This window comes from Streptomyces sp. NPDC059906, assembly GCF_042730645.1.
Classification (GTDB): domain Bacteria; phylum Actinomycetota; class Actinomycetes; order Streptomycetales; family Streptomycetaceae; genus Streptomyces; species Streptomyces rubrogriseus.
The window spans coordinates 41722-67358 of the sequence record NZ_JBHWKU010000001.1; the positions used below are offsets into that span (position 1 = coordinate 41722).

The 25637-nt window shown below is 73.5% G+C and carries 24 protein-coding genes; 11 read left to right on the forward strand and 13 right to left on the reverse strand.

What is annotated here, in order from left to right:
• Positions 1–34: 34 nt before the first annotated feature.
• Entirely contained in the window at positions 35–1351 is a 1317-nt protein-coding gene (locus ACFV9J_RS00190) for an ABC transporter substrate-binding protein (RefSeq protein WP_385347576.1), read from the reverse strand.
• Positions 1352–1467: 116 nt separating this feature from the next.
• Between ACFV9J_RS00190 and ACFV9J_RS00195 the strand changes: the two genes are divergently transcribed.
• The gene (locus tag ACFV9J_RS00195; protein WP_385347579.1) at positions 1468–1968 is read left to right on the forward strand and encodes a hypothetical protein; all 501 of its coding nucleotides are present in this window, start codon (positions 1468–1470) and stop codon (positions 1966–1968) included.
• A gap of 61 nt (positions 1969–2029) precedes the next feature.
• On the forward strand, positions 2030–2923 hold the full coding sequence (gene purU, locus ACFV9J_RS00200; RefSeq protein WP_385347582.1) for a formyltetrahydrofolate deformylase: 894 nt from the start codon (positions 2030–2032) through the stop codon (positions 2921–2923).
• Between the two features lie 50 nt (positions 2924–2973).
• On the opposite strand, the gene ACFV9J_RS00205 is transcribed toward purU, so the two are convergent.
• Genes ACFV9J_RS00205 through ACFV9J_RS00215 form a run of 3 tightly spaced genes read right to left on the reverse strand, consistent with a single transcriptional unit; the run spans position 2974 to position 5402 of the window.
• Positions 2974–3759 (reverse strand): ABC transporter permease, encoded by a 786-nt coding sequence (locus tag ACFV9J_RS00205; RefSeq protein ID WP_385347585.1) that lies wholly within the window; start codon positions 3757–3759, stop codon positions 2974–2976.
• Positions 3756–4724, reverse strand: a complete 969-nt coding sequence (locus ACFV9J_RS00210; RefSeq protein WP_385347588.1) for an ATP-binding cassette domain-containing protein — start codon at positions 4722–4724, stop codon at positions 3756–3758. The genes ACFV9J_RS00205 and ACFV9J_RS00210 overlap by 4 nt, the downstream gene beginning before the upstream one ends.
• Before the next feature lie 12 nt (positions 4725–4736).
• The gene (locus tag ACFV9J_RS00215; protein ID WP_385347591.1) at positions 4737–5402 is read right to left on the reverse strand and encodes a DUF4097 family beta strand repeat-containing protein; all 666 of its coding nucleotides are present in this window, start codon (positions 5400–5402) and stop codon (positions 4737–4739) included.
• 231 nt (positions 5403–5633) lie between these two features.
• Here ACFV9J_RS00215 and ACFV9J_RS00220 point away from each other — a divergent pair, with 231 nt between their 5' ends.
• Positions 5634–6407, forward strand: coding sequence for a helix-turn-helix domain-containing protein (locus ACFV9J_RS00220; RefSeq protein WP_385347594.1), 774 nt, complete (start codon positions 5634–5636; stop codon positions 6405–6407).
• Here ACFV9J_RS00220 and ACFV9J_RS00225 read toward each other — a convergent pair.
• Positions 6364–7638: a zf-HC2 domain-containing protein gene (locus tag ACFV9J_RS00225; RefSeq protein ID WP_385347597.1), complete on the reverse strand. Its 1275-nt coding sequence runs from the start codon at positions 7636–7638 to the stop codon at positions 6364–6366. The two genes, ACFV9J_RS00220 and ACFV9J_RS00225, sit on opposite strands and share 44 nt — an antisense overlap.
• A complete protein-coding gene (locus ACFV9J_RS00230; RefSeq protein WP_385347600.1) occupies positions 7635–8228 on the reverse strand; it encodes a sigma-70 family RNA polymerase sigma factor in 594 nt (197 codons plus the stop codon). The genes ACFV9J_RS00225 and ACFV9J_RS00230 overlap by 4 nt, the downstream gene beginning before the upstream one ends.
• A 329-nt stretch (positions 8229–8557) precedes the next feature.
• Between ACFV9J_RS00230 and ACFV9J_RS00235 the strand changes: the two genes are divergently transcribed.
• The 3 genes from ACFV9J_RS00235 (at position 8558) to ACFV9J_RS00245 (ending at position 10540) form a co-directional block, all read left to right on the forward strand.
• Positions 8558–8938 carry an STAS domain-containing protein gene (locus ACFV9J_RS00235; RefSeq protein WP_003974572.1) on the forward strand — a complete coding sequence of 127 codons (381 nt, stop codon included), beginning with the start codon at positions 8558–8560 and terminating at the stop codon, positions 8936–8938.
• 103 nt (positions 8939–9041) lie between these two features.
• On the forward strand, positions 9042–9554 hold the full coding sequence (gene calD / locus ACFV9J_RS00240; RefSeq protein WP_385347603.1) for a calcium binding protein CalD: 513 nt from the start codon (positions 9042–9044) through the stop codon (positions 9552–9554).
• A gap of 509 nt (positions 9555–10063) precedes the next feature.
• Entirely contained in the window at positions 10064–10540 is a 477-nt protein-coding gene (locus ACFV9J_RS00245; protein ID WP_385348815.1) for an ATP-binding protein, read from the forward strand.
• A 353-nt stretch (positions 10541–10893) separates the two neighbouring features.
• Here the strand turns inward: ACFV9J_RS00245 and ACFV9J_RS00250 are convergent, their stop codons facing one another.
• On the reverse strand, positions 10894–11946 hold the full coding sequence (locus ACFV9J_RS00250) for a GlxA family transcriptional regulator (RefSeq protein ID WP_385347606.1): 1053 nt from the start codon (positions 11944–11946) through the stop codon (positions 10894–10896).
• An 84-nt stretch (positions 11947–12030) separates the two neighbouring features.
• Here ACFV9J_RS00250 and ACFV9J_RS00255 point away from each other — a divergent pair, with 84 nt between their 5' ends.
• Both ACFV9J_RS00255 and ACFV9J_RS00260 read left to right on the forward strand, forming a co-directional pair.
• On the forward strand, positions 12031–13350 hold the full coding sequence (locus ACFV9J_RS00255; protein WP_385347610.1) for an MFS transporter: 1320 nt from the start codon (positions 12031–12033) through the stop codon (positions 13348–13350).
• A gap of 20 nt (positions 13351–13370) precedes the next feature.
• Positions 13371–14300, forward strand: coding sequence for a hypothetical protein (locus ACFV9J_RS00260; RefSeq protein ID WP_385347613.1), 930 nt, complete (start codon positions 13371–13373; stop codon positions 14298–14300).
• Between the two features lie 161 nt (positions 14301–14461).
• Here the strand turns inward: ACFV9J_RS00260 and ACFV9J_RS00265 are convergent, their stop codons facing one another.
• Entirely contained in the window at positions 14462–15667 is a 1206-nt protein-coding gene (locus ACFV9J_RS00265; RefSeq protein WP_385347616.1) for a flavin-containing monooxygenase, read from the reverse strand.
• A 99-nt stretch (positions 15668–15766) separates the two neighbouring features.
• On the opposite strand from ACFV9J_RS00265, the gene ACFV9J_RS00270 reads away from it, so the two are divergent.
• Positions 15767–16384: a GNAT family N-acetyltransferase gene (locus ACFV9J_RS00270; protein ID WP_385347620.1), complete on the forward strand. Its 618-nt coding sequence runs from the start codon at positions 15767–15769 to the stop codon at positions 16382–16384.
• A 7-nt stretch (positions 16385–16391) separates the two neighbouring features.
• Here the strand turns inward: ACFV9J_RS00270 and ACFV9J_RS00275 are convergent, their stop codons facing one another.
• The 3 genes from ACFV9J_RS00275 to ACFV9J_RS00285 all read right to left on the reverse strand — a co-directional run bounded on the left by ACFV9J_RS00275 (position 16392) and on the right by ACFV9J_RS00285 (position 18439).
• On the reverse strand, positions 16392–17057 hold the full coding sequence (locus ACFV9J_RS00275) for a pyridoxal 5'-phosphate synthase (RefSeq protein ID WP_385347623.1): 666 nt from the start codon (positions 17055–17057) through the stop codon (positions 16392–16394).
• Between the two features lie 23 nt (positions 17058–17080).
• Positions 17081–17506, reverse strand: a complete 426-nt coding sequence (locus tag ACFV9J_RS00280; protein WP_385347626.1) for a pyridoxamine 5'-phosphate oxidase family protein — start codon at positions 17504–17506, stop codon at positions 17081–17083.
• A gap of 297 nt (positions 17507–17803) precedes the next feature.
• Positions 17804–18439, reverse strand: coding sequence for a TetR family transcriptional regulator (locus ACFV9J_RS00285; protein WP_109035494.1), 636 nt, complete (start codon positions 18437–18439; stop codon positions 17804–17806).
• A 134-nt stretch (positions 18440–18573) separates the two neighbouring features.
• Here ACFV9J_RS00285 and ACFV9J_RS00290 point away from each other — a divergent pair, with 134 nt between their 5' ends.
• Together ACFV9J_RS00290 and ACFV9J_RS00295 are read left to right on the forward strand one after the other, a co-directional pair.
• Positions 18574–19332, forward strand: a complete 759-nt coding sequence (locus ACFV9J_RS00290; protein WP_385347629.1) for a VOC family protein — start codon at positions 18574–18576, stop codon at positions 19330–19332.
• Positions 19333–19551: 219 nt separating this feature from the next.
• Positions 19552–21969 (forward strand): PQQ-binding-like beta-propeller repeat protein, encoded by a 2418-nt coding sequence (locus tag ACFV9J_RS00295; RefSeq protein WP_385347632.1) that lies wholly within the window; start codon positions 19552–19554, stop codon positions 21967–21969.
• Positions 21970–22226: 257 nt separating this feature from the next.
• On the opposite strand, the gene ACFV9J_RS00300 is transcribed toward ACFV9J_RS00295, so the two are convergent.
• Together ACFV9J_RS00300 and ACFV9J_RS00305 are read right to left on the reverse strand one after the other, a co-directional pair.
• Positions 22227–22451, reverse strand: coding sequence for a sigma-like protein (locus ACFV9J_RS00300; protein ID WP_385347635.1), 225 nt, complete (start codon positions 22449–22451; stop codon positions 22227–22229).
• 204 nt (positions 22452–22655) lie between these two features.
• Positions 22656–25637 carry a BTAD domain-containing putative transcriptional regulator gene (locus ACFV9J_RS00305; protein ID WP_385347639.1) on the reverse strand — a complete coding sequence of 994 codons (2982 nt, stop codon included), beginning with the start codon at positions 25635–25637 and terminating at the stop codon, positions 22656–22658.

Sequence of the window (25637 nt, forward strand, 5' to 3'; positions counted from 1 at the left end):
CGGCCCCCGGGCCCCCTGGCCCCCGCGTCCTCCCTCAGGCCACGTCCGCGTTCTGCAGGGTGCGGGTGGTGTCCACGGCGCCGTCGCGGGCCGAGACCAGACGGCCCTCCCGTACGACCTGGAGGGTGACGTCGGCGTTGACCAGGCGGGGGAAGCCGACCGAGGCCAGCTTGCCGGCGAACGTCCACCGGAGGCCGGGCGTGAGCCCGCCCGTGCCGATCTCCGGGCCGTCGTCGAGGGCCCGCCGGACGGTGTCGGCGCTCACCTCGCCGTCGCCGAGCGACTCGACGACCTGCTTGAGCACGGTGTACGCGATCCAGGTCGTCTGCACCCCGGCGTCGGCCGCGTCGACGTCGTTGTCCCCGAACGCCTGCTCCTTGATCAGCCGCTTCAGACCGTCCCAGGCCGGGTCGCTCACCGCGGGGTACCAGCCGGTGACGTACGCCCCTTCGTAGGGCCCGGACGCGCCGCCGCTCGCGTTGATGGCCGTCTGGTCCACGCTGCCGAGCACGGTCGCCGTCCGGACGTCGGGACGGTCCTCGCGGGCCCGCCGGAAGGAGTCCATGAAGGTGCCGGTGCGGTCCCCGAGGACGGGCACCACGCACCCCGGCTCCGCGGAGTCGCCCCCGCCTCGCGCCAGCGCCCGCCGGGCCTGGTCGTCGTACGCGGTGGCGTCCTCGGCCGCCCGCTGGTCGTGGGACCGCTCGTGCCCGCCCGAGGCCAGCCCCGAGTCCAGCAGCGGGGGCAACTGGTCGCCCGCGATGGTGTCGGGGCGGACCAGCGTCACCGGCCCGCAGGAGTCGGCGAGCGCGCTGCCGAGCCCCGCGAGCAGCGCCGGCTGGCCCCCGTTGACGGGGTACGACAGCGGGCTGGTGAACTCCGTGTTGGTGAGGCCGTACCCGCCGATGTACGGGATGCGGGCGCCCTCCAGGACAGGGAAGAACGAGTCGGCGTACTGGCTGTAGGAGCCGACCACGGCGACCGCGTTCTCCTTGACGGCACGGCGGGCGCACTTCGCGGCGGCCACGCTGTCGTTGTGGTCGTTGCAGGTCAGGACGTTGAGCTTGCGGCCGCCGAGGCCGCCCTGGGCGTTGATCGAGCGGGCGTAGGCCCGGGCGAGCGCGGGCATGCCCGGCTTGTTGGTCGCGCCGGTGTCCTGCGGCGCCCAGGTCATGACGGTGATCGGGTCGTCCCCGGAGCCCCCCGTGGCACCGGGGACGACCCCGCAGCCGACGGCGAGTGACGCGCACGCCACCAGCGCGCCCGCGGACAGGGCGCCGGTGCGGGTGGCCCGGGAGCGGCCGCGGGGGCCGCCGGGGGGAGTGCTGCGGATGGGTCGCCTGCCGGTCATGTCCCCGCACGATTCCGTCACCCGGCCAACCGGGGTGTGACCCGCGGTCAACGTGTGGTGACGCGGAGGTGAATTGCGGGGGCCGACGGGGCGCGGGGAAGAGGAACGTAGGATCGATGACCGTGCAAGGTTCGGAGAACTCTTCCCGTCGCGGCCGTCGCTCCACCACCATGGGCGGCATGCCACTCAACGACATGCCGTGGTGGCGCTGGCGCAGTCAGGTGCGCTCCGCGCTGCACATGCTCTCCGCCCCCGCCTTCCAGCAGGACGTCTGGCTGGCCGGCGTCGAGGGCTACGGGGACGTCACCGACGCCGTGTACCGCCTGGTCGAGGACACCTGGCTGGACCACTGGTCGGCCGAGAAGTACGTGGGCACGGTCTTCCGCGACTCGCAGGAGGCGGCGCTGGTCGACACCGCCGTGCTGCGCGTCCTGCGGATCATGCACCAGGTCGGGCCGGACGCCCCGGTGACCGCGTACCTGGAGCACGCGGACTGGCCGGAGGCGGTGCGGGCGGCGCGCGACGCGCACGTACGGCTGGCCACCAGCGACGGCGAGGACCCGGAGGCGCAGCCGCGCACGCTCGAGGTGCTGCAGATCCTCACCCGGTCCGCCTGACCCGGTCCGCCTGACGGGACGGCACGCGGTCCGGGGGGCCGGATATGGGACCCTGTGCTGCATGAACGCGCAGTCCTCCGCCGCCGTCCCCCCGGTCGACGCCCCGGCCGGCCAGTACGTCCTCACCCTGTCCTGCCCCGACAAGCAGGGCATCGTGCACGCCGTGTCGAGCTACCTGTTCATGACCGGCTGCAACATCGAGGACAGCCAGCAGTTCGGGGACCACGACACGGGTCTGTTCTTCATGCGGGTCCACTTCTCGGCCGGGGAGCCGGTGACCGTGGACAAGCTGCGCGCCAGCTTCACCGCGATCGGCGACGCCTTCCACATGGACTGGCAGATCAACCGGGCCGACGCGAAGACGCGCATCGTGCTCATGGTGAGCAGGTTCGGTCACTGCCTGAACGACCTGCTCTTCCGCGCCCGGATCGGCGCGCTGCCCGTGGAGATCGCGGCGGTGGTGTCCAACCACACCGACTTCGCGGAGCTGGTGGGGTCCTACGACATCCCCTTCCACCACATCCCCGTGACGAAGGACACCAAGCCGGAGGCCGAGGCCCGGGTCCTGGAGATCGTGCGCGAGGAGAACGTCGAACTCGTCGTGCTGGCCCGCTACATGCAGGTCCTCTCGGACGACCTGTGCAAGGCGCTCAGCGGCCGGATCATCAACATCCACCACTCCTTCCTGCCGAGCTTCAAGGGCGCGAAGCCCTACCACCAGGCGCATGCGCGGGGAGTGAAGCTGATCGGCGCGACCGCGCACTACGTGACGGCCGACCTCGACGAGGGGCCGATCATCGAGCAGGAGGTCGAGCGGGTCGGCCACGACGTCACGCCCGACCAGCTGGTGGCGATCGGGCGTGACGTGGAGTGCCAGGCGCTGGCGCGGGCCGTGAAGTGGCACGCGGAGCGCAGGATCCTGCTCAACGGCCGCCGGACGGTCGTCTTCGCCTAGGGCCCGTCCCACCGGCCCCGGGCGATCGACGGTCACCTCGGTTACTTCGGTCACTTCGGGTCGCTGTTGAACTTCGAGGTCGCCCAGACGTAGCCGAGCACGGTGAGGGCGAGGCACCAGCCGAGGGCGAGCCAGCCGTTGTGGCCGATCTCGGTGCCGAGGAGCAGGCCGCGCAGGGTCTCGATGGCGGGGGTGAACGGCTGGTACTCGGCGATCGGCTGGAACCAGCCCGGCATCGAGTCGATGGGCACGAAGGCGCTGGAGATCAGCGGGAGGAAGATCAGCGGCAGCGCGTTGTTGCTGGCGGCCTCGGCGTTCGGGCTGATCAGACCCATGCCGACCGCGATCCAGGTCAGCGCCAGCGTGAAGAGCAGGAGCAGCCCGAGGGCCGCCAGCCACTCCAGGGCGGTGGCGTCCGAGGAACGGAAGCCGATGGCCACCCCGACGGCACCGACGAGGACCACGCTCAGGATCGACTGCACCACGCTGCCGACGACGTGCCCGACGAGTACGGAGCCGCGGTGGATGGCCATGGTCCGGAAGCGGGCGATGATGCCCTCGGTCATGTCGTTGGAGACGGAGACCGCGGTGCCGATCGTGGTGGACCCGATGGTCATCAGGAGCAGGCCCGGCAGGAGGTAGGAGACGTAGTCGGAGCGGTCGCCGCCGCCGATGCCGGCGCTCATCGCGTCGCCGAAGACGTAGACGAAGAGGAGCAGCAGCATGACCGGCGTGAGCAGGAGGTTGAGGGTGAGGGAGGGGTAGCGCCGGGCGTGCAGGAGGTTGCGGCGCAGCATCGTGGTCGAGTCGCGCACGGCGAGGGAGAGGGTGCTCATCGGACGGTCTCCTTCAGCGGGTCGGTCTGGGCGGGGACGGTGGCGGTGGTGGCGGTGAGGGCGAAGAAGACGTCGTCGAGGTCGGGGGTGTGGACGGTGAGTTCGTCGGCCTCGATGCCGGCGCCGTCCAGGCGGTCGAGGACGGTGCGCAGGTCGCGCTGGCTGCCGTCGCTGGGGATCTGGAGGGTGAGGGAGTCGTCGTCGCCGGTGCTGTGGGGCAGGGCGGTGGCGGCGTGGCGGTAGGCGTTGGGGTCGGTGAAGCGGAGCCGGACGTGTCCGCCGGGGACGAGCCGTTTGAGTTCCTCGGCGGTGCCTTCGGCGGCGATCCTGCCGTCGTGGAGTACGGCGATGCGGTCGGCGAGTTCGTCGGCCTCCTCCAGGTACTGGGTGGTGAGGAAGACGGTGACGCCGCCGGTGACGAGGGCGCGGATGATCTGCCACATGGTGTGGCGGGAGCGGGGGTCGAGGCCGGTGGTGGGCTCGTCGAGGAAGATGATCCGCGGGCTGCCGACCAGGGTCATCGCGATGTCGAGACGGCGTTTCATACCGCCGGAGTAGGTGGAGGCCGGCTTGCCGGCGGCCTCCGTGAGGTCGAAGCGCTCCAGCAGTTCGGCGGCGACCCGTCGGCCCTCGTGGCGGGGGAGGTGGTGCAGGTCCGCCATGAGGAGCATGTTCTCCTCGCCGGTGATCAGGCCGTCCACGGCGGAGAACTGGCCGGTGACCCCGATCGCGCCGCGCACGGCCTGCGGGGCGGTGGCGAGATCGTGGCCGCCGACCCGGATGTCGCCGGCGTCGGGGGTGACGAGGGTGGAGAGGATCTTGACGGTGGTGGTCTTGCCGGCGCCGTTCGGGCCGAGCAGGGAGAAGACCGTTCCTTCCGGGACGGCCAGGTCGATGCCGTCGAGGACGGTCTTGTCGCCGTAGGACTTGCGCAGTCCGTTCGCGGTGATGGCCGGGCTGGTCATGACTGCTGCTCCTCAGAGGCTGCGGGCGGTGATGTCGCCGTGGGCGGTGGTCGCGCGGATGGTCAGTCCGGGGGTGCCGTCGGTGTTCCTGAGCGCGTTGTGGACGCGGCCGTAGGAGGTGCCGGCGTCCAGGGAGGCGGAGACCCCGGCGGCGGCGCCCACCGAGAGGTCGCCGGCCCCGGTGCGCAGCACGACCTCGCCGCGCACGGCCTCGGCGATCCGGATGTCGCCCTTCTCGGTGCGGATGTCGGCGTCGCCGTCCAGACGGCCGACCGAGATGTCACCGGCGGCGGTGGCGAGGCGGACGCTCGCGGCCTCGTCGAGCTTGACCGGGCCGTGCGCGCCCTCGAAGCCGACGTCGCCGAGCCGTCCGACGCCCCGGAACTCGGCGGCTGCCGCCTTGGCCTCGACGCGGGAGCCGGCGGGCAGCCGGACCGTCACCTCGACGGCGCCGGTGGCACCCATGAACTGGTTCTTCACCGGGGTCTCGATCCGCAGGACGCCGTCGCCGAACCCGACCCTGGTCTGCTCGGCCACCTTCACGTCACGCCCCTTCGACGCGTCCGCGGGCAGGACCTCGACCGTGGTGTCGGTCCGGTCGGCGGCGATGAACCGGATGCGGCCCGCCGGGACGTCGAGGAGAGCGGAGATCGGGGCGGGGGTGTCGAAGGTCTGCATGGTGGTCTCCCGTTTTCGTTGCCCGTCGTTCTTTCTGACATGAGAAACGCTACGTTGCGTTCGAGGATGCCTCAAGAGACTTGTTGCGTTGGGATGCTAATTGCACAGCTCAGAGACGCTATTTCGTTGCAACGGATTGAAAGGCAACGCAACGTCAGATCATCGGTCGTTGCAATGAAATGGAAGTGAACGCTATAGTCGGGAGCATCAGGGGACGCGAAGGAGATCACGATGCCGGGCGGCAGGCTCACTCAGCAGGAACGTCAGCAGATCGCGCTGGGGCTGGCCGACGGCCTCGCCTACGCGGAGATCGCCCGGCGCCTCGACCGCCCCACCTCGACGATCACGCGGGAGGTGATGCGCAACGGCGGTCCCGCCGCGTACCGCGCCGACCTCGCCCACCGGGCCACCGAGCGCCGCGCCCACCGGCGCAGGCAGGCGGCTCCCCGGGGGCCGCAGGCGCTCCCGCCGGCCCACGGGCGGGACGCCGAGGCCGTGCGCGAGTACGAGGAGGCGCTGACCACCGTCTTCATACAGCAGGGCACGCCGAAGATGATGGCCCGGGTGATGGCGTGCCTCTTCGTCAGCGACACCGGCAGCCTCACCGCGTCCGAACTCGTCCGGCACCTCCAGGTCAGCCCGGCGTCCGTCTCCAAGGCGGTCGCGTTCCTCGACGAGCAGGGTCTGGTCCGCCGGGAACGCGACGGGTCGCGCCGCGAGCGCTACGTCATCGACGACGACGTCTGGTACCAGTCCATGGTCGCCAGCGCCCGCGGGACCCTTCTGGTGGCCGAGACCGCACGCCAGGGCGTCGGCGTGCTGGGCTCCGGCACCCCGGCGGCCGAGCGCCTGGAGAGCGTCGCCCGCTTCCTCGACTTCATCTCCGAGAGCATCGTCCGGGCCGCGGACCAGGCCCGCGAGGTCCTCCACACGGCGCCCGCCGCACCCCGGGAGGGCGACGCTACAGCCGGCTCAGACCGGCCGCCGCGAACAGGACGTCCCTGATCGCCGCCCGGTCCCCGACCTGACCCGCCGCCGCCTCCGCCGGAGGCACGTGGCCCGCCGCCAGCCGGCAGAACTCCACGCCGTCCAGGGCGACATGCGCCACCTCGTGGTCGGTGGAGCCCACCGCGCCGGGGGAATCCAGCGGGATGAGCCACTCGCCGCCGCCCGAGCCCTCGATCTCCAGCCGCAGGCTGCGCCCCGGCCCACCCGCGGCGACCAGGTGCGGACCGCCGCCGGGCGTGGCCAGACCGGCCCGGCGGCGGGCCGCGAGGACGCCCGGCAGCATCCGGGCGGCGAGGTCGATCATGCCGTTGAGATGGCGCGCGGACGGCGGCTCGTAGGGATAGTCCACCGCCTCGGCGATGTCCTCCGCGTGCACCCAGCACTCGAACGCCCGGTCCAGCATCGCGTCCCGCAACGGCAGCTCGAAGTCGCCGTACGAGACCGGCATGCCGCCCGCGTCGCCGGTGAACGCCACCGTCCGGACGATGCCGTGGCTCTGCTCGCGCCACGGCGCCCGCACCGCGCGGGTGGGCGGGTAGTGCGAGGCCCGCCAGTACGCCTCCGTGCGGGCGGCCGGCGCGCGGCTGGGCGCGGTGATGTCACCCAGCGGGTCGTCGAGGCCCAGGTGGACGGCGACCGTGCCGTCCACCGTCAGCAGGTGCGCGATGACCCCGGCGACGGTCGTACGGCGGCTCGCGGCGCCGTCGTCCTCGAACCAGCGCAGCCGGACCGGGGCGTGCCACTCGGCGTCCCCGAAGTCCTGGAGCAGCGCGTCGAGGCGCGCGGTCTCGGCGTCGTAGGAGGCGGCCCACTCGGGCACCGGGATACGCGGCGGACGCCGCTCCAGGCAGCCCTCCAGGACCCGGGTGCGCAGAGCGGGGTCCAGGTCGAGGCTCTCCGGCCGCTGGAGCAGTGTGACGGCCTCGCGCAGGCGCAGCGCCTCGTCGGCGCAGCTGTCGCACTCCCCGAGGTGCTCCTCGACGGCCGCCGCCTCCGGTGCCGAGCAGGCGGCCAGCGCCCACGCGCCGAGCAGCGACGTCAGCACCTGGTGCTCCAGCGCGACCGGCGCCGCCTCGGGCAGCGCCCGCCCGCCGTCCTCGACGGAGGCGCGGGGCAGCGGTATGCGCGCCCCGGTGCCGGTGCCCCTGTCGTCGCTCCCGCCGTTCTGGCCGCTCCCGCCGTTCTGGCCGTTCTGGTCGTTCTCGCCGTTCTCGTCGTACGCCTTCATGCCGCACCCCCGTACCCGGGCGGAGCCCCCGGCGGGTGCTGGGCGGTGCCGGCGTCGCGGGCGGTGGACAGGAGCTGGAGGCCCAGGCGGAGGCGGCGGCGGGCCTCGTCCTCCGTGACACCGAGGTCGGCGGCGGTCTGGCGGTAGTCGCGGCGCTGGAAATAGGCCAGCTCCAGCGCGGCGCGCAGCGGGGCCGGCATGGACTGGACGATGTAGTCGGCCCGGGCGGCGACCGAGGCGTGCCGCACCTTGGTCTCCAGCTCCTCCGCGGTGCCGGCACCGCCCCGCACGAGGGCCGCGGTCTCGGTGGCGCGCAGCCGCTGGACGGCGAAACGGTGGGTGAGGGTGGCGACCCAGGTGCGCAGCGGGCCCTGCCGGGGGTCGTAGGCGTCGGGATGCTCCCAGACGTGCGCGAAGACGTCGCGCGTGATGTGGTCGGCGGCCCGCTCGTCGTCGAGCACGCGGTGCGCCAGGCCGTGCACCAGCGAGGCGAACCGGTCGTACAGCTCGCCCAGGGCGGCGGCCTCCCCGCGCGCGAGCCGCTGCTGCATCTTGCGGTCCCAGCGCAGCGGCACGTCCCTCTTCGCCATGTGGTCCCTCCACCCCCTCCTCGGTCCCAGCCTGCGGCCATCCCCTCCCCGAATGTAGTCGGCACGTCCGACAGCGCACGCCCCTTTGTTCCAATGCGCGCCCCCGACCGCCCGGAGGTGATATGCGCCTCCACTACCCTCTATCGTGCGACCGAATACGATCGAACAGGATCGAAACCGTCTGAAACGAGCCACTTCTGACCGGTCCCCGTTTCCGTCGCGGCGTTTGCGGGAACGGCGGGTGGGCAGGCGCGCCGCCAAGAAGCGTAGGCATGGCTTCCGTTTCGGGTGAATTCCGCAGGTTCCAGACGTTCCGACGAAGGAAGGGCATGGTGGTGACGTTCAACGTGACCGGCGGCGAGCGGGGCCAGTGGGCCGTGCTCCAGGTGTCGGGCGAACTGGACCTGGTGACGTCACCGGTGCTGCGGCAGCGCGTGCACGACGAGGTGGCGGAGGGGCGGCACAGCCTCGTCCTGGACCTCTCCGACGTCCTGTTCTGCGATTCCAGCGGGGTCGGCGTCCTCATCGCGTCCCGGCGGCTCATCCGCTCCTGCCAGGGCAGGCTGCGCCTGATACTGCCCGCCCAGGGCGCCGTCGACGGCTCCCACGTCAACCGCGTCCTCGGCGCGCTGGGAGTGCGCCGGCTCTTCGACTGCCACCCCGACCTCGCCTCGGCGACCGGGGACGAGCCGAGGCCCCTTTCCGCGTAGGCCGCGGCACATCGCGGCAAGTCCGGCCCGCGGCCGCTTTCGGCGACGTACGCTCCGGGCGAGACGTACCCCGAACACCGACGTGAGGCGGCCGGAGAGAGCCATGGTCAACAGCGAGTACGAGCGCAGGATCGCCGCGCGGTTCACCACCTTCGACCAGGACGGCAACGGCCACATCGACCGTTCCGACTTCAGCGGGGCGGCCAAGGCGCTGCTCGCCGAGTTCGGCGTCGCCGCCCGCTCGGACAAGGGCCAGGCCCTGTACGGCGGTGCCGAGGCGCTCTGGCAGGGCCTGGCCGGCATCGCCGACCGGGACGGCGACCAGCGCATCACCCGTGCGGAGTTCGTCACCGGAGCGGTCAAGCGGCTGCGGGACAAGCCCGACCGGTTCGCCGAGATCGCCCGCCCCTTCCTGCACGCCGCCCTCGGCGTCGCCGACACCGACGGCGACGGGGCGGTCACCGTCGCGGACACCGCGCGGGCGCTGACCGCGTTCGGCGTGCCCGAGGACCTCGCCCGGCAGATCGCCGCCGCGCTCGACACGGACGGCGACGGCAAGGTGGGGGAGCCGGAGATCGTCCCGGCCTTCGCCCGCTACTTCACGGTGCCCGAGTAGCGCCTGCCCCAGTTGCGCCTGCCTGAGCGGCGCCCGCCGGGGTGTCGCGGATCGTGGCGGTACGGCATCACGGAGCGTTGATACCGGCTTGTGTCCGCCGAGTCGCCCGTTACGGCCCGGAGTCGGTGCCACGCTCCGGTACCTTGTGTGGGATGCGAGTGGTCCCGAGCGCCAGCCGTGCCGGAGTTGCCCCTGGGGCGGCTCCGGAACCGGCGGTGTGCGCCTTGCACCGCAGGGCGGAACGGCCGTCGGCCGCCGCCTGTTCGACTCCCCGGAATGCGCGTCGCACAGTATGCCGCACGCGTACTCCTTCGCGCTGGAATATGCCCGAAGCGCTTGTTGACGTGACTGTCCGTCAACCATGCTGTCCCACAAGGGATTCACGTTCCGTGAACCCTGCCCCGGCCGTTGTTCTGGCCATGCTGGAAATGGCTACGATCGTGGCCCTCATGAGGCGCGAGCCTTTGTGTCCGCCGGTTCGGATGGTGTGAGCGGTGCAGGTGCTTCAAGTGCAGCTGGAGGTCCGTCCAGACCCCTCGGAAGTGGGGCGGGCCCGGCGTTGGGCGCGTTCCAGGCTCGCCGGATCGGGGATACGGGCCGACGAACCACTCGCCGAGACGCTGGTCCTGCTCGTCTCCGAGCTCGTCACCAACGCCGTGGTGCACACCGGGCGTTCGGCGGTGCTGCGGCTGGTGCTGCCGGGCGCGGTGACCGAGGAGACTCAGGAAGCGACCGTCCGCCTAGAGGTGGACGACGCCAGCGACCGGGCCCCCGTGCCCCGTTGCGCGGGCGGCGAGTCGACGGGCGGCCGGGGCCTCGCCCTCGTCGACGGCCTCGCCGACCGCTGGGGCTGGAGTCGCGAGGGCACCGGCAAGCGCATCTGGTGCGAACTGGACCGGCACGCCGCGGGCGAGGAGGCCCCGCCCGTCTGCGGGAGCGGCGGCGGCGCGGTGGCGTACGAGGGATTCGCGTACGAAGCGGTGTGATGGCCGTACGAAGCGGTGTGCGGCCGTACGAAGCGGTGTGACGGCCGTGCGCCGGGGTGTGCTTCCGTGCGCGTCCCGGCGAAGCGGGACGCACGTGCGGAAGGCTCCCCTGCCGGTTGACGGATCGTGACCGTTTCCTCACGCTTGTAGCGACGATTCGCCGCGAGGGGACGACGAGGGCCCGGTGACGGGGCCCTCGACGAGCGTGGGTCGTGTCGGCGGCGGTTCCCTCGGGGGCGACGGGAGCCGGGCGGGAGCGCCGGAGTCGGGCGGCGGCGCGCGATGCCGTGCTCGGGGCGGACAACGCCGCGCCGCCGCCGACGAGCCCGGGACGGGCCCGGGGCGGGTCGCGCTCATTGTCCACAGGCTGTGGACAACTCCGCGCGGAAGGTCCGCCGGTACCCGGTCGGCGTGACCCCGAGCGCCGCCTGCAGATGCTGCCGCATCGACTGGGCCGTGCCGAAACCCGCGTCCTGGGCGACCTGGTCGACCGAGAGCGCGGTGGACTCCAGCAGGTGCCGGGCCCGTTCGACGCGCTGCCGGGTGAGCCACTGGCCCGGACTGACCCCGACCTCCTCGCGGAAGCGGCGGGTGAAGGTGCGTACCGACATCGACTCCTGGGCGGCCATGTCCCGCAGCTGGAGCGGCTCGTGCAGGCGGCCGAGCGCCCACGCGCGGGCCGCCGTCGTGGACGACTGCTGCGGATCGGGCACCGGACGCTCGATGTACTGGGCCTGCCCGCCGTCCCGGTGCGGCGGTACGACGGTGCGGCGGGCCACGTCGTTGGCGACGGCGGTGCCGTGGTCCCGGCGCACGATGTGCACGCACAGGTCGATCCCGGCCGCGACCCCGGCCGAGGTGAGCACGTCGCCGTCGTCGACGAACAGCACGTCGGCGTCCACCCGCACCTTCGGGAACAGCCGCTGGAAGTGCTCGGCCGAGGCCCAGTGCGTGGTCGCCGGGCGGCCGTCCAGATACCCCGCCGCGGCCAGCACGAACCCGCCCGTGCAGATCGCGACGAGCCGGGTGCCGGGCCGCACGTGGGCCAGCGCGGCGCTCAGCTCCCCGGACAGCATGCCCTCGTCGTAGACCGGGCCCAGTTCGTAGGAGGCGGGGACGACGACCGTGTCGGCGGTGGCCAGCGCCTCGGGGCCGTTCCCGACCAGGATCTCGAAGTCGGCGTCCGTGGCGACCGGGCCCGGCGGCCGGACCGAGCAGGTGACGACCTCGTACAGCGGGCGCCTGTGCTCGTCCCGGGCGAGACCGAAGATGCGCGACGCGATGCCCAGCTCGAAGGGGAGCAGGCCGTCGAGCGCGAGCACGACGACACGGTGCGGACGGTCGGGGGCGCCGGGGGCGCCGGGGGCGACGGGGGTGCTGCGGGTGCTGCGGGTATCAGGGGCCATGACCCGATCCTATGGCCCGATCCTAGCGAATGGTGTCCTTCGGGCCACTCGCCCGGGTGGGGCCCGCTGCGGAGACTCAATGACGTGACCCAGACAACCGACGCCGCCGCAGCCGCTTCCGAGGCACAGCCGGAGCCCACCCGACCGGGCCGCCGCACCCGGGCCCACCGCGCCTGGTGGGTCGCCGCCGTCACCTTCGTGACGATCATCGGGGCCGCCGCCTTCCGCTCCCTGCCCGGCATCCTCATCGACCCGCTCCACCAGGAGTTCGGCTGGTCGCGCGGCACGATCGGGGCCGCCGTCTCGGTCAACCTCGCGCTGTACGGGCTGACCGCGCCGTTCGCCGCCGCGCTGATGGACCGCTTCGGTATCCGGCGGGTGGTCGCCGTCGCCCTGATGGTGATCGCGCTCGGCTCGGGCCTGACCGTGTGGATGAACTCCGCCTGGCAGCTCATCCTGTGCTGGGGCCTGCTGGTCGGCCTCGGCTCCGGCTCGATGGCCCTGGCCTTCGCCGCCACCGTCACCAACCGCTGGTTCACCGAACGGCGCGGCCTGGTCACCGGCGTCCTCACCGCCGCCTCCGCCTCCGGCCAGCTGATCTTCCTGCCGCTGCTGTCCTGGATCGTCGAGACGTACGACTGGCGCCCGGCGGCCGTCACCGTCGCCCTCGCCGCCCTGGCCGTCGTCCCCTTCGTCTGGCTCCTCCTGCACGACCACCCGGCCGACGTCGGCCAGAAGCCGTACGGCGCCCAGGAGTTCGTGCCCAAGCCCGCCCCCGTGCCCGGCGCCGCCCGCCGCGCCCTGACGGTCCTGTCCTCCGCCGTGCGCACCGGCCCGTTCTGGCTCCTGGCCGGCACCTTCGCGATCTGCGGCGCCTCCACCAACGGCCTGATCCAGACCCACTTCGTGCCCGCCGCCCACGACCACGGCATGCCGATCACCGCCGCCGCCTCGCTGCTCGCCGTCATCGGCGTGTTCGACGTGGTCGGCACGATCGCCTCCGGCTGGTTCACCGACCGCTTCGAACCGCGCCGCCTGCTCGCCGTCTATTACGCCCTGCGCGGCGTCTCCCTCCTCTTCCTCCCCATGCTGCTCGCGCCGAGCGTCCACCCGCCGATGATCTTCTTCATCGTCTTCTACGGCCTCGACTGGGTCGCCACCGTCCCGCCCACCCTCGCCCTGTGCCGCGAGCACTACGGCGAGGACAGCGCGATCGTCTTCGGCTGGGTGCTGGCCTCCCACCAGGTGGGCGCCGCCCTCGTCGCCTTCCTCGGCGGCGTGGCCCGCGACCGCTTCGGCTCCTACGACGTGGTGTGGATCGCCTCCGGCGCCCTGTGCGCGGCGGCGGCGCTGATGGCGCTGGTGATCCGGCGGCGGCCGGTTCCGGTGGCCGCGGTGTCATGAGCAAGTCGTAGGCTCCCGGCATGGGGTGGGAGACAGAGCCGGGGGCGGCCAAGGACAGAGCCCTGCCGTGGTCGAACGACGAGTGGAACGTGGCGGCGGCACTGTGCGCGACGCAGCTGCCGCTGGTGTGGCTGGCGTGGTGGCTCTTCGTGGGGGCGGGGCAGGACGACTACGGCCGCGGCGGGGGCGCTTTCGGTGTCCTCTGCCTCCCGCTGATCCTGCCGCTTCTCGGGGTCGTGCACTCCAGTGCGCAGATCATGCCCGCCGCGACTCTGTCCCGCCTTCTCCCGCGCCGGAGCGGGCCCCAGTGGGCCCGGCATGTGGTGGCTTCCGTGCTGGTCGGCGCGGGTTGGGCCGTGCTGGGGCACATGGTGTGGGGCTGGTCGCCGAGGGACACGCTCCCCTGGTTCGCGGGTGCCGGGATCCTGCCCGTGCTGTTCCTCGCCCCCTTGCGCCGGCGAGCATGGGGCGGGTGGAGCGTCTGGTCGCGCGCGGCCGGTGCCTGCTTCGTCCTCTCCGTCGTCGGCGGACTGGCCGTGGCGGCCCTGGCCGACGAGTACGAGCCGCCCGCCCTCTCCGACGGGCAGCTCGCCGGGGAGTGGCGCGGAGACCACGGGGCCGAACTGCGGCTGGCCCCGGGCGGTCGGGCCGGGCTCACCCGGGTCCCGGCCCGGGCCGGCTTCGAAGCGGACGGGGACTCCACCACGTGCAGCGGCACGGGCACCTGGACCCGCGGCACGAACGGCGGCCGCGAGGGCGTCGTGGTGCGCCTCGACGACGACTGCGGCGAGGAGACGTTCTGGACGGTCAGCGGGAGCGAGCGATCGCCCGAGCTGTTCGCGCTGTTCGGCGACCCGGAAGCCGGTGACCTGCTGATCCTCACCCGGAACCAGGGCCTGTCCGGCGGATCAGGTGGCAGGGCAGACACGGCACTTCATCAGCGCCGGTGAGCGGGGTCCGGTGCGTGCGGCCGCAAGGCGGAGGAAGGAGTCGACGCGATGGGGGTCCCCCGCGCGAGCGCAGTCGAGCGTGGGGGAGTCGGCGACCGACGACGACGCCGCAGCTGGGCGTGCCGGACCCCGCGTCTGCGGCATGATCCGCCGGACAGGCCCTAACCCGGCAGCCGCGACACCCCGCCCGCCCCCCTCTTCGCGACCGCCCCGGCGATTCGCTCCGCGTCGATCGCCAGCTCGCGGAGCATGCCGCTGAGGGGGTTGGTGAAGCCGGTGAAGTACAGGCCGGGTGCGGCGGCCGGGGTGCGGCCGCCGTGGGCGACCGGGCGCCCGGTGCCGTCGAGGACGCCGAGGTGCCCGACCAGCCCCTCCAGGCCCCGCCGGTACCCCGTGGCCGCGATCACCGCGTCCGGGGCGATGCGGGTCCCGTCGGCCAGCAGTACCTTGCCGTCCTCGAAGCCGTCCATCGCGGCGACGACCTCCACCCGGCCGGAGCGCACCGCGTCGATCAGGCCCACGTCCTGCACCGGGATCGCACCCTCGGTCACCCGGCTGTAGAGCCCGGTGCCGGGACGCGGCAGCCCCTGCGCCGACAGGTCCGGCACGCTGATCCGGGCGAGCGGCCGGGCCAGCCGGTCCACCAGGGCGACCGGCAGCCGCCTGCACAGCACACCGGTGTACTGGGCGGCCCACCCGGCGGTCGAGCGCCGGACGATGTGCGGCGTCGTGCGCACCGCGAGCCGGACCCGGGCGGCCCCGCCCTCCACCAGGTCCACGGCGATCTCGGCGCCGGTGTTGCCCACCCCGACCACCAGGACGTCCCGGCCGGCGTACGGGGCCGGGGCGCGGTAGTCGGCGGCGTGCCGGAACTCGCCGGTGTACGTGTCCCGGCCGGGCCAGTCCGGGACGCGCGGGGTGTGGTTGTAGCCGGTGGCGACCACCACCGCGGCGCCGGTCAGCTCCCGGCCCCCGGCGGCGTGCAGCAGCCAGCCGGTCCCGTCGGGCGCGCGCTCGACGCGGAAGACCTCGACGCCGGTGACGATCTCCAGCTGGTGGTACTCGGCGTACTTCTCCAGGTACCGCACCACGTCGTCCCGGGCCACCCACCGTCCGAAGCGGCGCGGGATCGGCAGGCCGGGCAGCGCCGACAGGCGGCGGGTGGTGTGCAGCCGCAGCCGGTCGTAGTGGCGCCGCCAGGAGGAGCCGACGTGGTCGGCCCGCTCCAGGACGACGGCCCGCAATCCGCGGGCGCGCAGCGCGTGGGCGACGGCGAGACCGCCGGGACCGGCGCCTATGACGTACACGGGTCGGCCCGCGGGGTGGGCGGGCCGCTGCGGTTCTGCGGACGCTGTGGAGTCGGCCATGCGGCGAGCGTAATCGCGCCCACGCTTGATGGGTCTCGGTCAAGACCGGAATCGGTTGCGGATCGGTCACGACCGGGACGGGTCGGCTTGAATGGGCGGATGGCCCACACACCGATGTACACCCTCGACCCCTCCCTCTCCCGCGCCGAACCGCGCGGACACGGCCTGCGCCTGCGTGCCTGGGACGCCGGCTCGGACGACGACGCCCATACGTGGCTGCGGGGCTGCCTGGACCCCGAGTTCCAGCGCTGGAACACCCCGCTCAAGCTGTGGACCGACCTCGCCGGGGCCCGCGAGTCGCTGCGCGGGCGGGCGCGGGACGCGGCGGACGGCAGGTCGGCGTCGTTCCGGATCACGGACGAGGAGAGCGGTACGACGCTGGGGCACATCGGGCTCAACGAGATCAGCCGGCAGATGAAGGTGGCCCGGGTCGGCTACTGGGTGCTCCCCGAGGCCCGGGGCCGGGGCGCCGCCACCCGCGCCCTGCTCCTCGCCTCCCGCTGGGCCTACGCCGAACTCGGCCTGCACCGCCTCGAACTGGGCCACGCCGTCGGCCACGACGCCTCCTGCCGGGTCGCCGAACGGAGTGGCTACGTCGCCGAGGGGACCCTGCGCGAGGCGATGTTCGAGGCCGGCCGGCACGACGCGTTCCGGGACGTGCACCTGCACGCCCGGCTGGCGACGGACGAGGAGCCGACGCCGCCCGGCGCGCGGTGAGCACGGTTCACGGCCACAGCAGCCGCCGGTCCCAGCCCTCCTCCGTCCGCCGGTAGGTCAGCCGGACGTGGCGCCGGCGGGCCTCGCCCTGGAAGAACTCCACCTCGGCGGGGCGCAGCCGGTACAGCGTCCAGGACGCGACCGGGGCGTCCGGCTCCCGCTCGGCCCGCTCCCAGGCCGCCTGCGAGGCACGGGCCAGCTCCTCCGGCGAGTCCAGCTCGGTGCTCTGCCGCCCGGTGAGCGCGGCGGCCAGGGCGCCGGTCGAGCGCGCGTGCAGATCGGCCCGCGCCTGATCGGCCGGGGCGACGGCGACCGGCCCGCGCAGCCGCACCTGGCGGCCCAGCACCGGCCAGTAGAAGACGAGCGCGGCGTACGGGCGGGCGGCGAGATGGCGGCCCTTGCGGCTGTCGGCGTGGGTGGCGAAGGCCCAGCCGTCCGCGTCCGCGCCGTGCAGCATCACGATGCGCGCGTCCGGCAGGCCCTCGGCGTCCGCCGTCGCCAGCGACACCGTGTGCGGCTCGCGTTCGCCGGCCGCGACCGCCTCGGCGAACCAGCGGGTGAACAGCTCCAGCGGGTCGCCGGGCGCGCCGGCCGGGTCGAGGGGCGGCAGTTCGGTGACCGCGGGGTCCCACACCCGCAGCGACCTCAGCAGCTCGTGCAGATCGGTTTCCATGCCTGATCGGGTCCGCCGGGGTCTCACACGGAGCCGAGGTCGGAGGAGACCCAGCGCTCGGGACGCATCCGGACGACGACCTGCTCACCGTGGTTGGCCGAGGCGAAGGTGACGTAGCCGTCGACCTTCTCCGCCGGGAGGTAGCGCGCGGAGATCTCCCGCAGGTGCTCCTCGGTCGCGCTGACGGTCTCGACGACCGGCCCCTCCACCGACACGTAGCGGATGGTGGGCTCCAGCCGGTCGACCATCAGCGAGAACCGGCCCGCCTTGCTGATCAGCCGGTTCTTGCGGCTGTCGAGGCCCGTCATGATCCACACCTCGCCGCCGGGCGCGTACTGGTACCAGATCGGCACGGCCAGCGGGGCGCGGCCCGCGCCCGCGTCGACCGCCAGCGCGGCGATGTGCGGCTCGGCCAGGAACGTCTCACGCTCTTCGCGGGTCAGGGCCACGGCAATCTCCTCCAGCGGATACGGATACGGATGCGTGCGGGTACGGATGCCGGACACAACGTCGGCCGGGTGGGCGGCTGTTCCCCGGTGGGGCCGTCACGGTGCTGAACTTCGAGGCGCTGGACGTCGTGCCGGTGCGGCCGCGGGGCCGGGGCACGGTCGCCGAGTTCGAGCGGTCGGCCGACGGGGGCGAAAGGCTGGAGGTGTGGAGGTGTGGAGGTGTGGAGGTGTGGAGGTGCGGAGATGCGACGGGCGGCGGCGCGGCGCGGCGGAGATGACAGGCTGCCGCGCGGCGTACTACTTGACGGGCTTCTTTCCGGTGATGCCGAGATACGTCAACAGGGCGAGATGTGGCTTGAGTTCAGCCTGTTTCACGCCCCATGAGGAGAAGCCCTTCTGATGCGAGGCGGCGGCCGCGAGCATGACGACCAGTGACCCGGCGATCGCCGCGGGGTTCACGTCCTTGTCGACCTTGCCCTTTGCCTGGAGATCCGCGACGGAATCCGTGAGGGGTGAATTCACCGAGTTGAGGATCTTCATACGGATTTTGGCGAATCGCTTGTCGCCCTCCGCCGCACCGAGATCCACGACACGCAGAATGGCGTCGTTCTTCCGCCAGAACTCCAGGAATCCGTCGACGAGTTCCTGTGCCGTCTGCCAGCCGGCCTTGCCGACCCACGAGCGGCCCGCCGTCAGCTCGGCCAGCGAGGAACTCTCGGCGGCCATGCGCTCGGCGATCTCCAGTACGGCGCCCTCGACGTCCGGGAAGTACTGGTAGAAGGTCGCGGGCGACGTGCCCGCCTTGCGGGCGACATCGATGACTTTGACATCGCGATAGGGGGAGGAGCTGAGCATTTCGCTGAGGCAGTCGAGCAGTTTCTGCCTGGTCGCCTGCCCACGCCGACCGGCCACGCGGCCGTCGACGGTACGCACTTGTCCTGTCATGCCGTCAGCTTACCGACGGGTGATCCGAGCGCGATTCGGCCGACTGCAAATGGGGTGCGGGACGGGAAAGTGACTGGTGTGCCTGGTCTGCGCGGTGCGGGTGACGCGGTTACTTTGACGGCATGGCCGAAAACGGGGCATTCGAGAAGAGGCGGGAGGGCGTCCCCTGCTGGGTGGACGCCCAGCTCTCCGACGTGGAGGCGGGCAGGCGTTTCTACGGCGAGCTGTTCGGCTGGACCTTCCGGGAGGAAGAGGGGGAGCCCGAGGAGAGCCCCTACCGGGCGGCGGGGGAGTCCGTACGGGCGTGCCTGGACGGGGAGCCGGTCGCCGCGCTGGTCCGCAAGACGGACGGCCGGATGCCCACCGTGTGGTCCGTGTACTTCCACACCCCGGACGCCGCCGCCCTCACCGCGCGGATCAGGGCGGGCGGCGGCCAGGTCGTCACCCCGCCCCACCCGCTCGGCGACCTGGGCACCGCCGCCCTCGCCGCCGACCCCGACGGCGCGGTCTTCGGGCTCTGGCAGCCGGGCCGCCGTACCGGCTTCGGGCGCCGGCGCGAGCCCGGCACGTTCGCCTGGGCCGAGCTGTACACCCGGGACACGGAGGCCGCCAACGACTTCTACGGCGACCTGTTCCACGAGGCGCTCTTCGGACCGGACGCGTCCCCCGACCTCGGCCGCGCCCAGGTCTCGGACGTCTTCCCCGCCGAGATGCCGCCGCACTTCCTCGTCCACTTCCTGGTCGAGGACGTGGACGCCGGGCTCGCGGCGGTGGCCCGGCTCGGCGGGCGGGTGCGGGTGCCGCCCTTCGGGACGTCGTACGGGCGGGTGGCCGTGGTCTCGGACGACCAGGGGGCGTCGTTCGCGCTGCTGCGGCGCTGACCCGGCGGCACGGCGCCGAACGGGGGGCCGGGAACGCTCGCACGAGGGTTCTTTGCCCGGAATCAGGCAAGACACCCCGATTGTCGCCAGGTTCGCCACCAGCGCCTCGGACAGGAAGAATCGGGGTGCGTGGCGCCACGGAGGTGCGGTGGTGAGACGCTGCACTTCGGTCGCGTACATATGTGGGTGGCGCGGCCCGTACGGGGAGGTGGCAGGCAAGTGGTGGATCAGCTGACGCAGCACGATCCGCGGCGGATCGGGCCGTTCGAGGTGCTGGGACGGCTCGGCGCCGGCGGCATGGGGCTGGTCTATCTCGCGCGCTCGGCGTCCGGGCGGCGCGTGGCGATCAAGACGGTGCGCACGGAACTGGCGGAGGACCAGCTGTTCCGCGTCCGCTTCACCCGCGAGGTGGAGGCGGCCCGCGCGGTCTCGGGCTTCTACACGGCGGCCGTGGTCGACGCCGACCCGCGCGCCGCCGTGCCGTGGCTGGCCACGGCCTACGTGCCCGCCCCCTCCCTCGAGGAGATAGTGAACGAGTGCGGGCCGATGCCGGCCCAGGCGGTGCGCTGGCTGGCGGCCGGCGTCGCGGAGGCCCTCCAGTCGATCCACGGCGCGGGCCTGGTCCACCGCGACCTGAAGCCCTCCAACGTCCTCGTCGTCGAGGACGGCCCCCGCGTGATCGACTTCGGTATCGCGTCCGGCGTCTCGAACACCCGTCTGACCATGACGAACGTGGCCGTCGGCACTCCCGCCTACATGTCCCCGGAGCAGGCGAAGGACTCCCGCAGCGTCACCGGCGCCAGCGACGTGTTCTCGCTCGGCTCGATGCTGGTGTTCGCCGCCACCGGGCACCCGCCCTTCCACGGCGCCAACCCGGTCGAGACGGTCTTCATGCTGCTGCGCGAGGGCCCCGACCTGGAGGGCCTGCCCGACGAGCTGCGCCCGCTCATCGAGTCCTGCATGCAGATGGAGGCCACCGGCCGCCCCAACCCCGCCGACCTCCAGGCCCAGCTCGCCCCGCACCTCTTCGGCTCCGGCTCCGACGACAGCGGTACGGCGTCGGCGTGGCTGCCGGAGCGGGCCGTGGGCCTGATCGAGGGGCGCCGCAACGGCCGCCCCGCGGTCAAGCCCGCCACCACGGCCGGCGGCCGCGGCCACGGCCCGTCCGGCGCCCGCGCCCCCGTCCCCGCGCCCCCGCTGCCGCCCCCGCCCGCACACGACCCCGTCGTACCGGCGCCGCCCGCGCACGTCCCGGCGGTGCCCGCTCCGGCGGTGCCCGCCCCGGTCGGCGCCCCGGACGGCGGGCCGGTCCGGCTGCCCGGCGCGGCGGTGCCCATCGGGCCCGGCCCGCGCGTCGCCGACATGCGCGCCGCCGCCGTCGCCGCGCCCCCGCCGGAGTCCGCCCTCGCCGCGTCCTGGTCCCGCCCGCGCCCCGGCGTCAACGGCGCCGACCCCGCCGTACCGGCCCCGTCGTCCGTGGCGGCGCCCTCCCCGGAGGCCTCGCCGGCCGGGTGGCGCCCCTGGCGGTTCCGCATGTCCAACGACGTCTGGGGCACGCCGCGCGTCGCCGAGGACCTGGTCTACGTCACCTCTTTCGAGGTGCATGCCCTGGACGTGGCCACCGGACGCCGCCGCTTCAAGACCCGGGACGTCGCCTGGTCGATGGCGGTCGCGGACGGCCGTATCCACGCCTCCGACGGACCCACCCTCTTCGCCCTGGACGCCCGTGAGGGCGCCGACCTCTGGCGCGTGCAGACCGACGCCTGGGTGTACTCGCTCCAGGCCGACCGCGGCACCGTCCTCACCGCCACCCGCGGCGGCGGTGTCCAGGCCTGGGAGGCGTCGGCCGGGCAGAAGCTGTGGGAGGTCACCGGCGCGCAGACCGACTTCGAGTCCCCCGAGGCGGGCGCCGCGCTGCACGACGGCACGGCCTACGTCTGGCAGGACGCCCGCCTGCGCGCCCTGGACGCCCGTACCGGCGACGAGAGATGGTCGTACCCGATCGGCGACGCGGCCTCCTGCGGCGGCGTCCCGGTCCGCCTCACCCAGGCGCCCGACGGCTACGTGTACGTCGCGGCCGGCACCCGGGTGCTCGCCCTGGAGGTCGCCTCCGGCCACGTCCGCTGGCACTTCGAGGCCCCCGCGGTCTTCCTCGCCCCGCCCACCTTCGTGCCGGGCCCGGCCGTCACCGGCGGCGGCGTCTACCTCGCCGACTACCTCGGCACCGTCTACGCCCTCGACGCCACCGACGGCCGCGACCGCTGGCGCATCGCCACCGAGGCCCGCTCCTCGACCGACCCGGTGCTGGTCTCCGCCGGACACGTCCACGTGGGCAGCGGCAAGGGCCTCTACACGCTGGACGCGGTCACCGGCACGCCCAAGTGGCGCTTCCAGGCGGGCGGCGACATCGTGGGCGCGCCCGCGGTCGCCGAGGGCCGCATCCACTTCGGCTCGTCCGACCACCTGCTCTACACGCTGAAGGCCGACGACGGCCGCCTGCGCTGGAAGCTCGCCACCGGCGGCGAGATCACCGGCTCCCCGGTCGTCCGCGACGGCATCGTGTACGCCTGCAGCAAGGACCGCTGCGTGTACGCCCTGGACGCGGAGAAGGGCACCGGGACGGCCCGTACGACGTGAGGCCCCGTGCCCGGCCGATGACGTATCCATGCCATCCGCACACTGGCGTGATCTTCATGACGACCCGGGGGCGGGCACTCAGGTACACGGCCGCCACGGCCACGGAAGCGACGGGCCGGGCAACGGCGGCAGCGGCGAGGCGGAGGCCGCCGTCCTCAACCTGAGGGAGCCGGTCTCCAGATCCCCCCCCGCGCACACGTCGGCCGCGGCGGCTCCCCTCCGCGCCGCCGCGGCCGATCCCCGTGTGGGAAAAGGGTCTACTTGCCGTCGCCGTCCAGGTCCAGGGCGGGCGGGGCCGGCATGGGGTTCTCCATCGTCCTGACGTCGGGCTTGGCCGGTCCGCTGGGCATGGGGTTCTCCAGCGTGGTGACGGCCCCGTCCTTCGGCGGCGCGGGCATGGGGTTCTCGAGTGTGGTGATGTTCTCTTCGGTGGCCGCCTCGCCCGTGGCCGTGGCCTTCGTGTCCTTCTGGTTCTCGCTCATGGGCTTGGTCCCTCCGCTGTAACGACATGTGGCGAACGCCCGCCCGGGGGCTCCCCCGTGGGCCGCCGGACGGGCGTTCGGAGCCGCACCATAACTGGTCGCGCTCCGTGTCAGACCGTCTGCCCCCCGACGCGACGGTGTGACGGGTACGACAATGCCGGGGGGCGATAAACGTATGCTGAACGCCCGTCGTACGCAGGCGGCTCAGGCGGCCGAAGCGGGCCTGAGCAGGGCCCTCGCCTCGCTCGCCTCCTCGGCGCCCTCCTGCTCGTACAGCCGCAGGGCCTTGCTCCAGCAGGCCTTGGCCCGGTCCGTCTGCTCCAGACCGGCCAGGGCGCGGCCCAACAGGGTCAGGACGTTGCCCTGCATGCGGTCCCCGCCGATGCAGCCGAGCGCGAGGGCCTGTTCGGCGTGCTGGGCCGCCTGCGCGGGACGCTGGGCCGCGAGGTGGACCTCGGCGATGCGGTAGTTCGTCGTGCCCTCCCACAGCCGCTGCCGGTGCGCGGTGAAGATCGTCAGGGCCTCGGAGAAGTGTCCGAGGGCCTCCGTGTGCCGATCGGCCCGGTTGAGGGCGATGCCCAGCGCGTAGTGGCTGTTGGCGAGCCGCACGGTCCTGCCGAACTCGGCGTGCGCGTCCAGCCCCCGCCTCGCGAAGTCGACGGCCTGCGCGACGTCGTCGGCCCCCAGGTGGGCCCGCGAGAGGTTGCACAGGGCCGTGGCCTCCGGGGGACGGTTGCCCAGGGCGCGGAATCCGGCGATGGCCCGCTCGAAGAACGGCTTGCTGTCGTTGTGCCGCCCCTGGTGCAAGCAGATGAGTCCGAGGCTGTTGGCGACCCAGCTCACCGCGACGGCGTCGTCGACCGACTCCGCGAGCCGCATGGCCAGCCGCGACTCCTCCTCCGCCTGGGGGATGCGGCCGCTGACCAACAGGACGTCGGTGAGCACCGTTCGTGCCCGGCCCTCGGCCAGGGTGTCGCCGGCGGCGCGCGTGGCCTCGCACATCCCCCTGGCGGTCGTCTCGTACTGGTGGGAGTTGGCACCGGACTCGGTGAGGTCCTTGGCGGCCCACAGGAGGTCGACGGCGCGCCGCAGCCGGGACGACGCGGCCGCCTGCCGCACGCACGACAGCAGCGGCGCCGCCTCGGTGTACAACCAGTCCAGCGCCGCCGATCCCTCGGTGAACGTCAGCCCCGGGTACTCCGTCGGCTCCAGGCCGTCCACCAACCGGTCCCCCGGCCGCTCGATCGCGTACACCCCCGCCGCCGTCGCCAGGTAGAAGTCCAGCAGCCGTGACAGCGCCGCCCCCCGCTCGCTCGGCGAGTTCCCGTCCCGTTCCGTCCGTTCCGCGCACGCGCGCGCGTAGAGGCGGACCAGGTCGTGGAAGCGGTAGCGGCCCGGGGCCGCCGATTCGAGCAGCGAGGTGTCGACCAGGGACTCCAGGAGGTCCTCCGTGTCCCCCGCCGGGAGGTCCAGCACGGCCGCCGCCGCCGCGAGGGAGATGTCCGGGCCGTCGGCCAGGCCCAGCAGGCGGAAGGCGCGGGCCTGGGCCGGTTCCAGCTGGCCGTAGCCCAGTTCGAAGGTGGCCTCGACCGCCTGGTCGCCGGCCTGCAGCTCGTCCAGCCGGCGTCGTTCGTCCGCCAGCTTCGCGGCCAGCACCGACACCGTCCAGGTGCGGCGGGCGGCCAGCCGGGACGCGGCGATGCGGATGGCCAGCGGCAGGAAACCGCACGCGCCGACCACGTCGAGCGCCGCCTGCCGCTCCGAGGCGACCCGCTCCTCGCCCACGATCCTCGTGAAGAGGGCCAGCGCCTCCTCGGGCGACATCACGTCCAGGTCGACGAGGTGCGCCCCGGCGAGGTCCACCATCCGCACCCGTGCCGTCACCAGCGCCGCGCAGCCGTCCGTGCCGGGCAGCAGGGGCCGCACCTGGGCGGCGTCGCGGGCGTTGTCCAGCAGGACCAGGACACGGCGGCCGTCCAGGACGGAGCGGTAGAGGGCGGCGCGCTCCTCCAGGGAGTCCGGGATGGCCGAGTCGGCCGTGCCCAGGGCCCGCAGGAAGGAGCCGAGCACCGTCTCCGGCTCCGCGGACCGCGCGCCCGCGCCCTGGAGGTCGACGTACAGCTGCCCGTCCGGGAACGCGGCCCGCGCCTGGTGGGCGACGTGCACCGCGAGGGTCGTCTTGCCGACGCCGCCGATGCCGGCCAGCGCCGAGACCGCCATCACACGGCCCGACGCCGACTCCCCGGACGCGGCGGACAGTACGTCGCTCAGCTCCCGGACGAAAGCCGCGCGGCCGGTGAAGTCGGGCACCGTCGCGGGGAGTTGCGCCGGGCGCACCGTGGCCGTCGCGGTCTCCTTGGTGGCCGCCGAGGGCTCGGCCAGGACCGGGTCGGCCCGGAGGATGCGCTGCTGGAGTTCCTGGAGGCCGGGGCGCGGGTCGACGCCCAGCTCGTCGGCGAGCAGGCGGCGCGTGTCCGCGTAGACGGCGAGCGCCTCCGCCTGGCGGCCGCTGCGGTACAGGGCCAGCATCAGCAGCTCGCGCAGGCGTTCGCGCAGCGGGTGCGCGGCGGTCAGCGCCGTCAGTTCCGAGACCGCCTCGGCGTGACAGCCCTGGTCGAGGTCCATGTCGAGGCGTGCTTCGAGGAGTTGGAGCCGCCATTCGCCGAGGCGGACGCGCTGCGTCTGAGCGTACGGCCCCGGCACGCCGGCCAGCACCTCGCCGTCCCACAGGGCCAGCGCCCGGCGCAGCAGGTCACGGGCGTGGCACAGGTCCCCGGCGCTCCTGGCCTTCTCGGCCGCCGCGGCCAGGTCCTGGGCCCGCGCCAGGTCCAGCGCCCCCTCGGCCAGGCCCCGCACGGCGTACCCGCCCGACTCGCTGACCAGCACCCCGGGGTCGAGGACCTTCCGCAGCCGGGACGCGTACGTCCGCACCGCCGCCAGCGCCTGCGACGGCGGCTCCTCGCCCCACAGGGCGTCGATCAGCTCGCCCGCCGTGGCCGTACGGCCCTCGCGCAGCAACAGGGCGGCCAGCAGCGCGCGCTGCTGCGGGGAGCCGGTGGCCAGCGTCTCCCCGTCCCGCCAGGCGCGCACCGGCCCGAGCACACCGAAGCGCAGCGCGCCCGATTCCTCCTCTTCCGCCGGGAATCCGGGACGCCGCTGCTCCGGAACCCGCGGTCCACCGTCCAT

What these genes read in the sequence shown, in the direction of transcription:
- ACFV9J_RS00190 (WP_385347576.1), bottom strand. Translation starts at nt 1,351, where the DNA reads ATGACCGGCAGGCGACCCATCCGCAGCACTCCCCCCGGCGGCCCCCGC.
- ACFV9J_RS00195 (WP_385347579.1), top strand. Translation starts at nt 1,468, where the DNA reads ATGACCGTGCAAGGTTCGGAGAACTCTTCCCGTCGCGGCCGTCGCTCC.
- purU (WP_385347582.1), top strand. Translation starts at nt 2,030, where the DNA reads ATGAACGCGCAGTCCTCCGCCGCCGTCCCCCCGGTCGACGCCCCGGCC.
- ACFV9J_RS00205 (WP_385347585.1), bottom strand. Translation starts at nt 3,759, where the DNA reads ATGAGCACCCTCTCCCTCGCCGTGCGCGACTCGACCACGATGCTGCGC.
- ACFV9J_RS00210 (WP_385347588.1), bottom strand. Translation starts at nt 4,724, where the DNA reads ATGACCAGCCCGGCCATCACCGCGAACGGACTGCGCAAGTCCTACGGC.
- ACFV9J_RS00215 (WP_385347591.1), bottom strand. Translation starts at nt 5,402, where the DNA reads ATGCAGACCTTCGACACCCCCGCCCCGATCTCCGCTCTCCTCGACGTC.
- ACFV9J_RS00220 (WP_385347594.1), top strand. Translation starts at nt 5,634, where the DNA reads ATGCCGGGCGGCAGGCTCACTCAGCAGGAACGTCAGCAGATCGCGCTG.
- ACFV9J_RS00225 (WP_385347597.1), bottom strand. Translation starts at nt 7,638, where the DNA reads ATGAAGGCGTACGACGAGAACGGCGAGAACGACCAGAACGGCCAGAAC.
- ACFV9J_RS00230 (WP_385347600.1), bottom strand. Translation starts at nt 8,228, where the DNA reads ATGGCGAAGAGGGACGTGCCGCTGCGCTGGGACCGCAAGATGCAGCAG.
- ACFV9J_RS00235 (WP_003974572.1), top strand. Translation starts at nt 8,558, where the DNA reads ATGGTGGTGACGTTCAACGTGACCGGCGGCGAGCGGGGCCAGTGGGCC.
- calD (WP_385347603.1), top strand. Translation starts at nt 9,042, where the DNA reads ATGGTCAACAGCGAGTACGAGCGCAGGATCGCCGCGCGGTTCACCACC.
- ACFV9J_RS00250 (WP_385347606.1), bottom strand. Translation starts at nt 11,946, where the DNA reads ATGGCCCCTGATACCCGCAGCACCCGCAGCACCCCCGTCGCCCCCGGC.
- ACFV9J_RS00260 (WP_385347613.1), top strand. Translation starts at nt 13,371, where the DNA reads ATGGGGTGGGAGACAGAGCCGGGGGCGGCCAAGGACAGAGCCCTGCCG.
- ACFV9J_RS00265 (WP_385347616.1), bottom strand. Translation starts at nt 15,667, where the DNA reads ATGGCCGACTCCACAGCGTCCGCAGAACCGCAGCGGCCCGCCCACCCC.
- ACFV9J_RS00270 (WP_385347620.1), top strand. Translation starts at nt 15,767, where the DNA reads ATGGCCCACACACCGATGTACACCCTCGACCCCTCCCTCTCCCGCGCC.
- ACFV9J_RS00275 (WP_385347623.1), bottom strand. Translation starts at nt 17,057, where the DNA reads ATGGAAACCGATCTGCACGAGCTGCTGAGGTCGCTGCGGGTGTGGGAC.
- ACFV9J_RS00290 (WP_385347629.1), top strand. Translation starts at nt 18,574, where the DNA reads ATGGCCGAAAACGGGGCATTCGAGAAGAGGCGGGAGGGCGTCCCCTGC.
- ACFV9J_RS00300 (WP_385347635.1), bottom strand. Translation starts at nt 22,451, where the DNA reads ATGAGCGAGAACCAGAAGGACACGAAGGCCACGGCCACGGGCGAGGCG.
- ACFV9J_RS00305 (WP_385347639.1), bottom strand. Translation starts at nt 25,637, where the DNA reads ATGGACGGTGGACCGCGGGTTCCGGAGCAGCGGCGTCCCGGATTCCCG.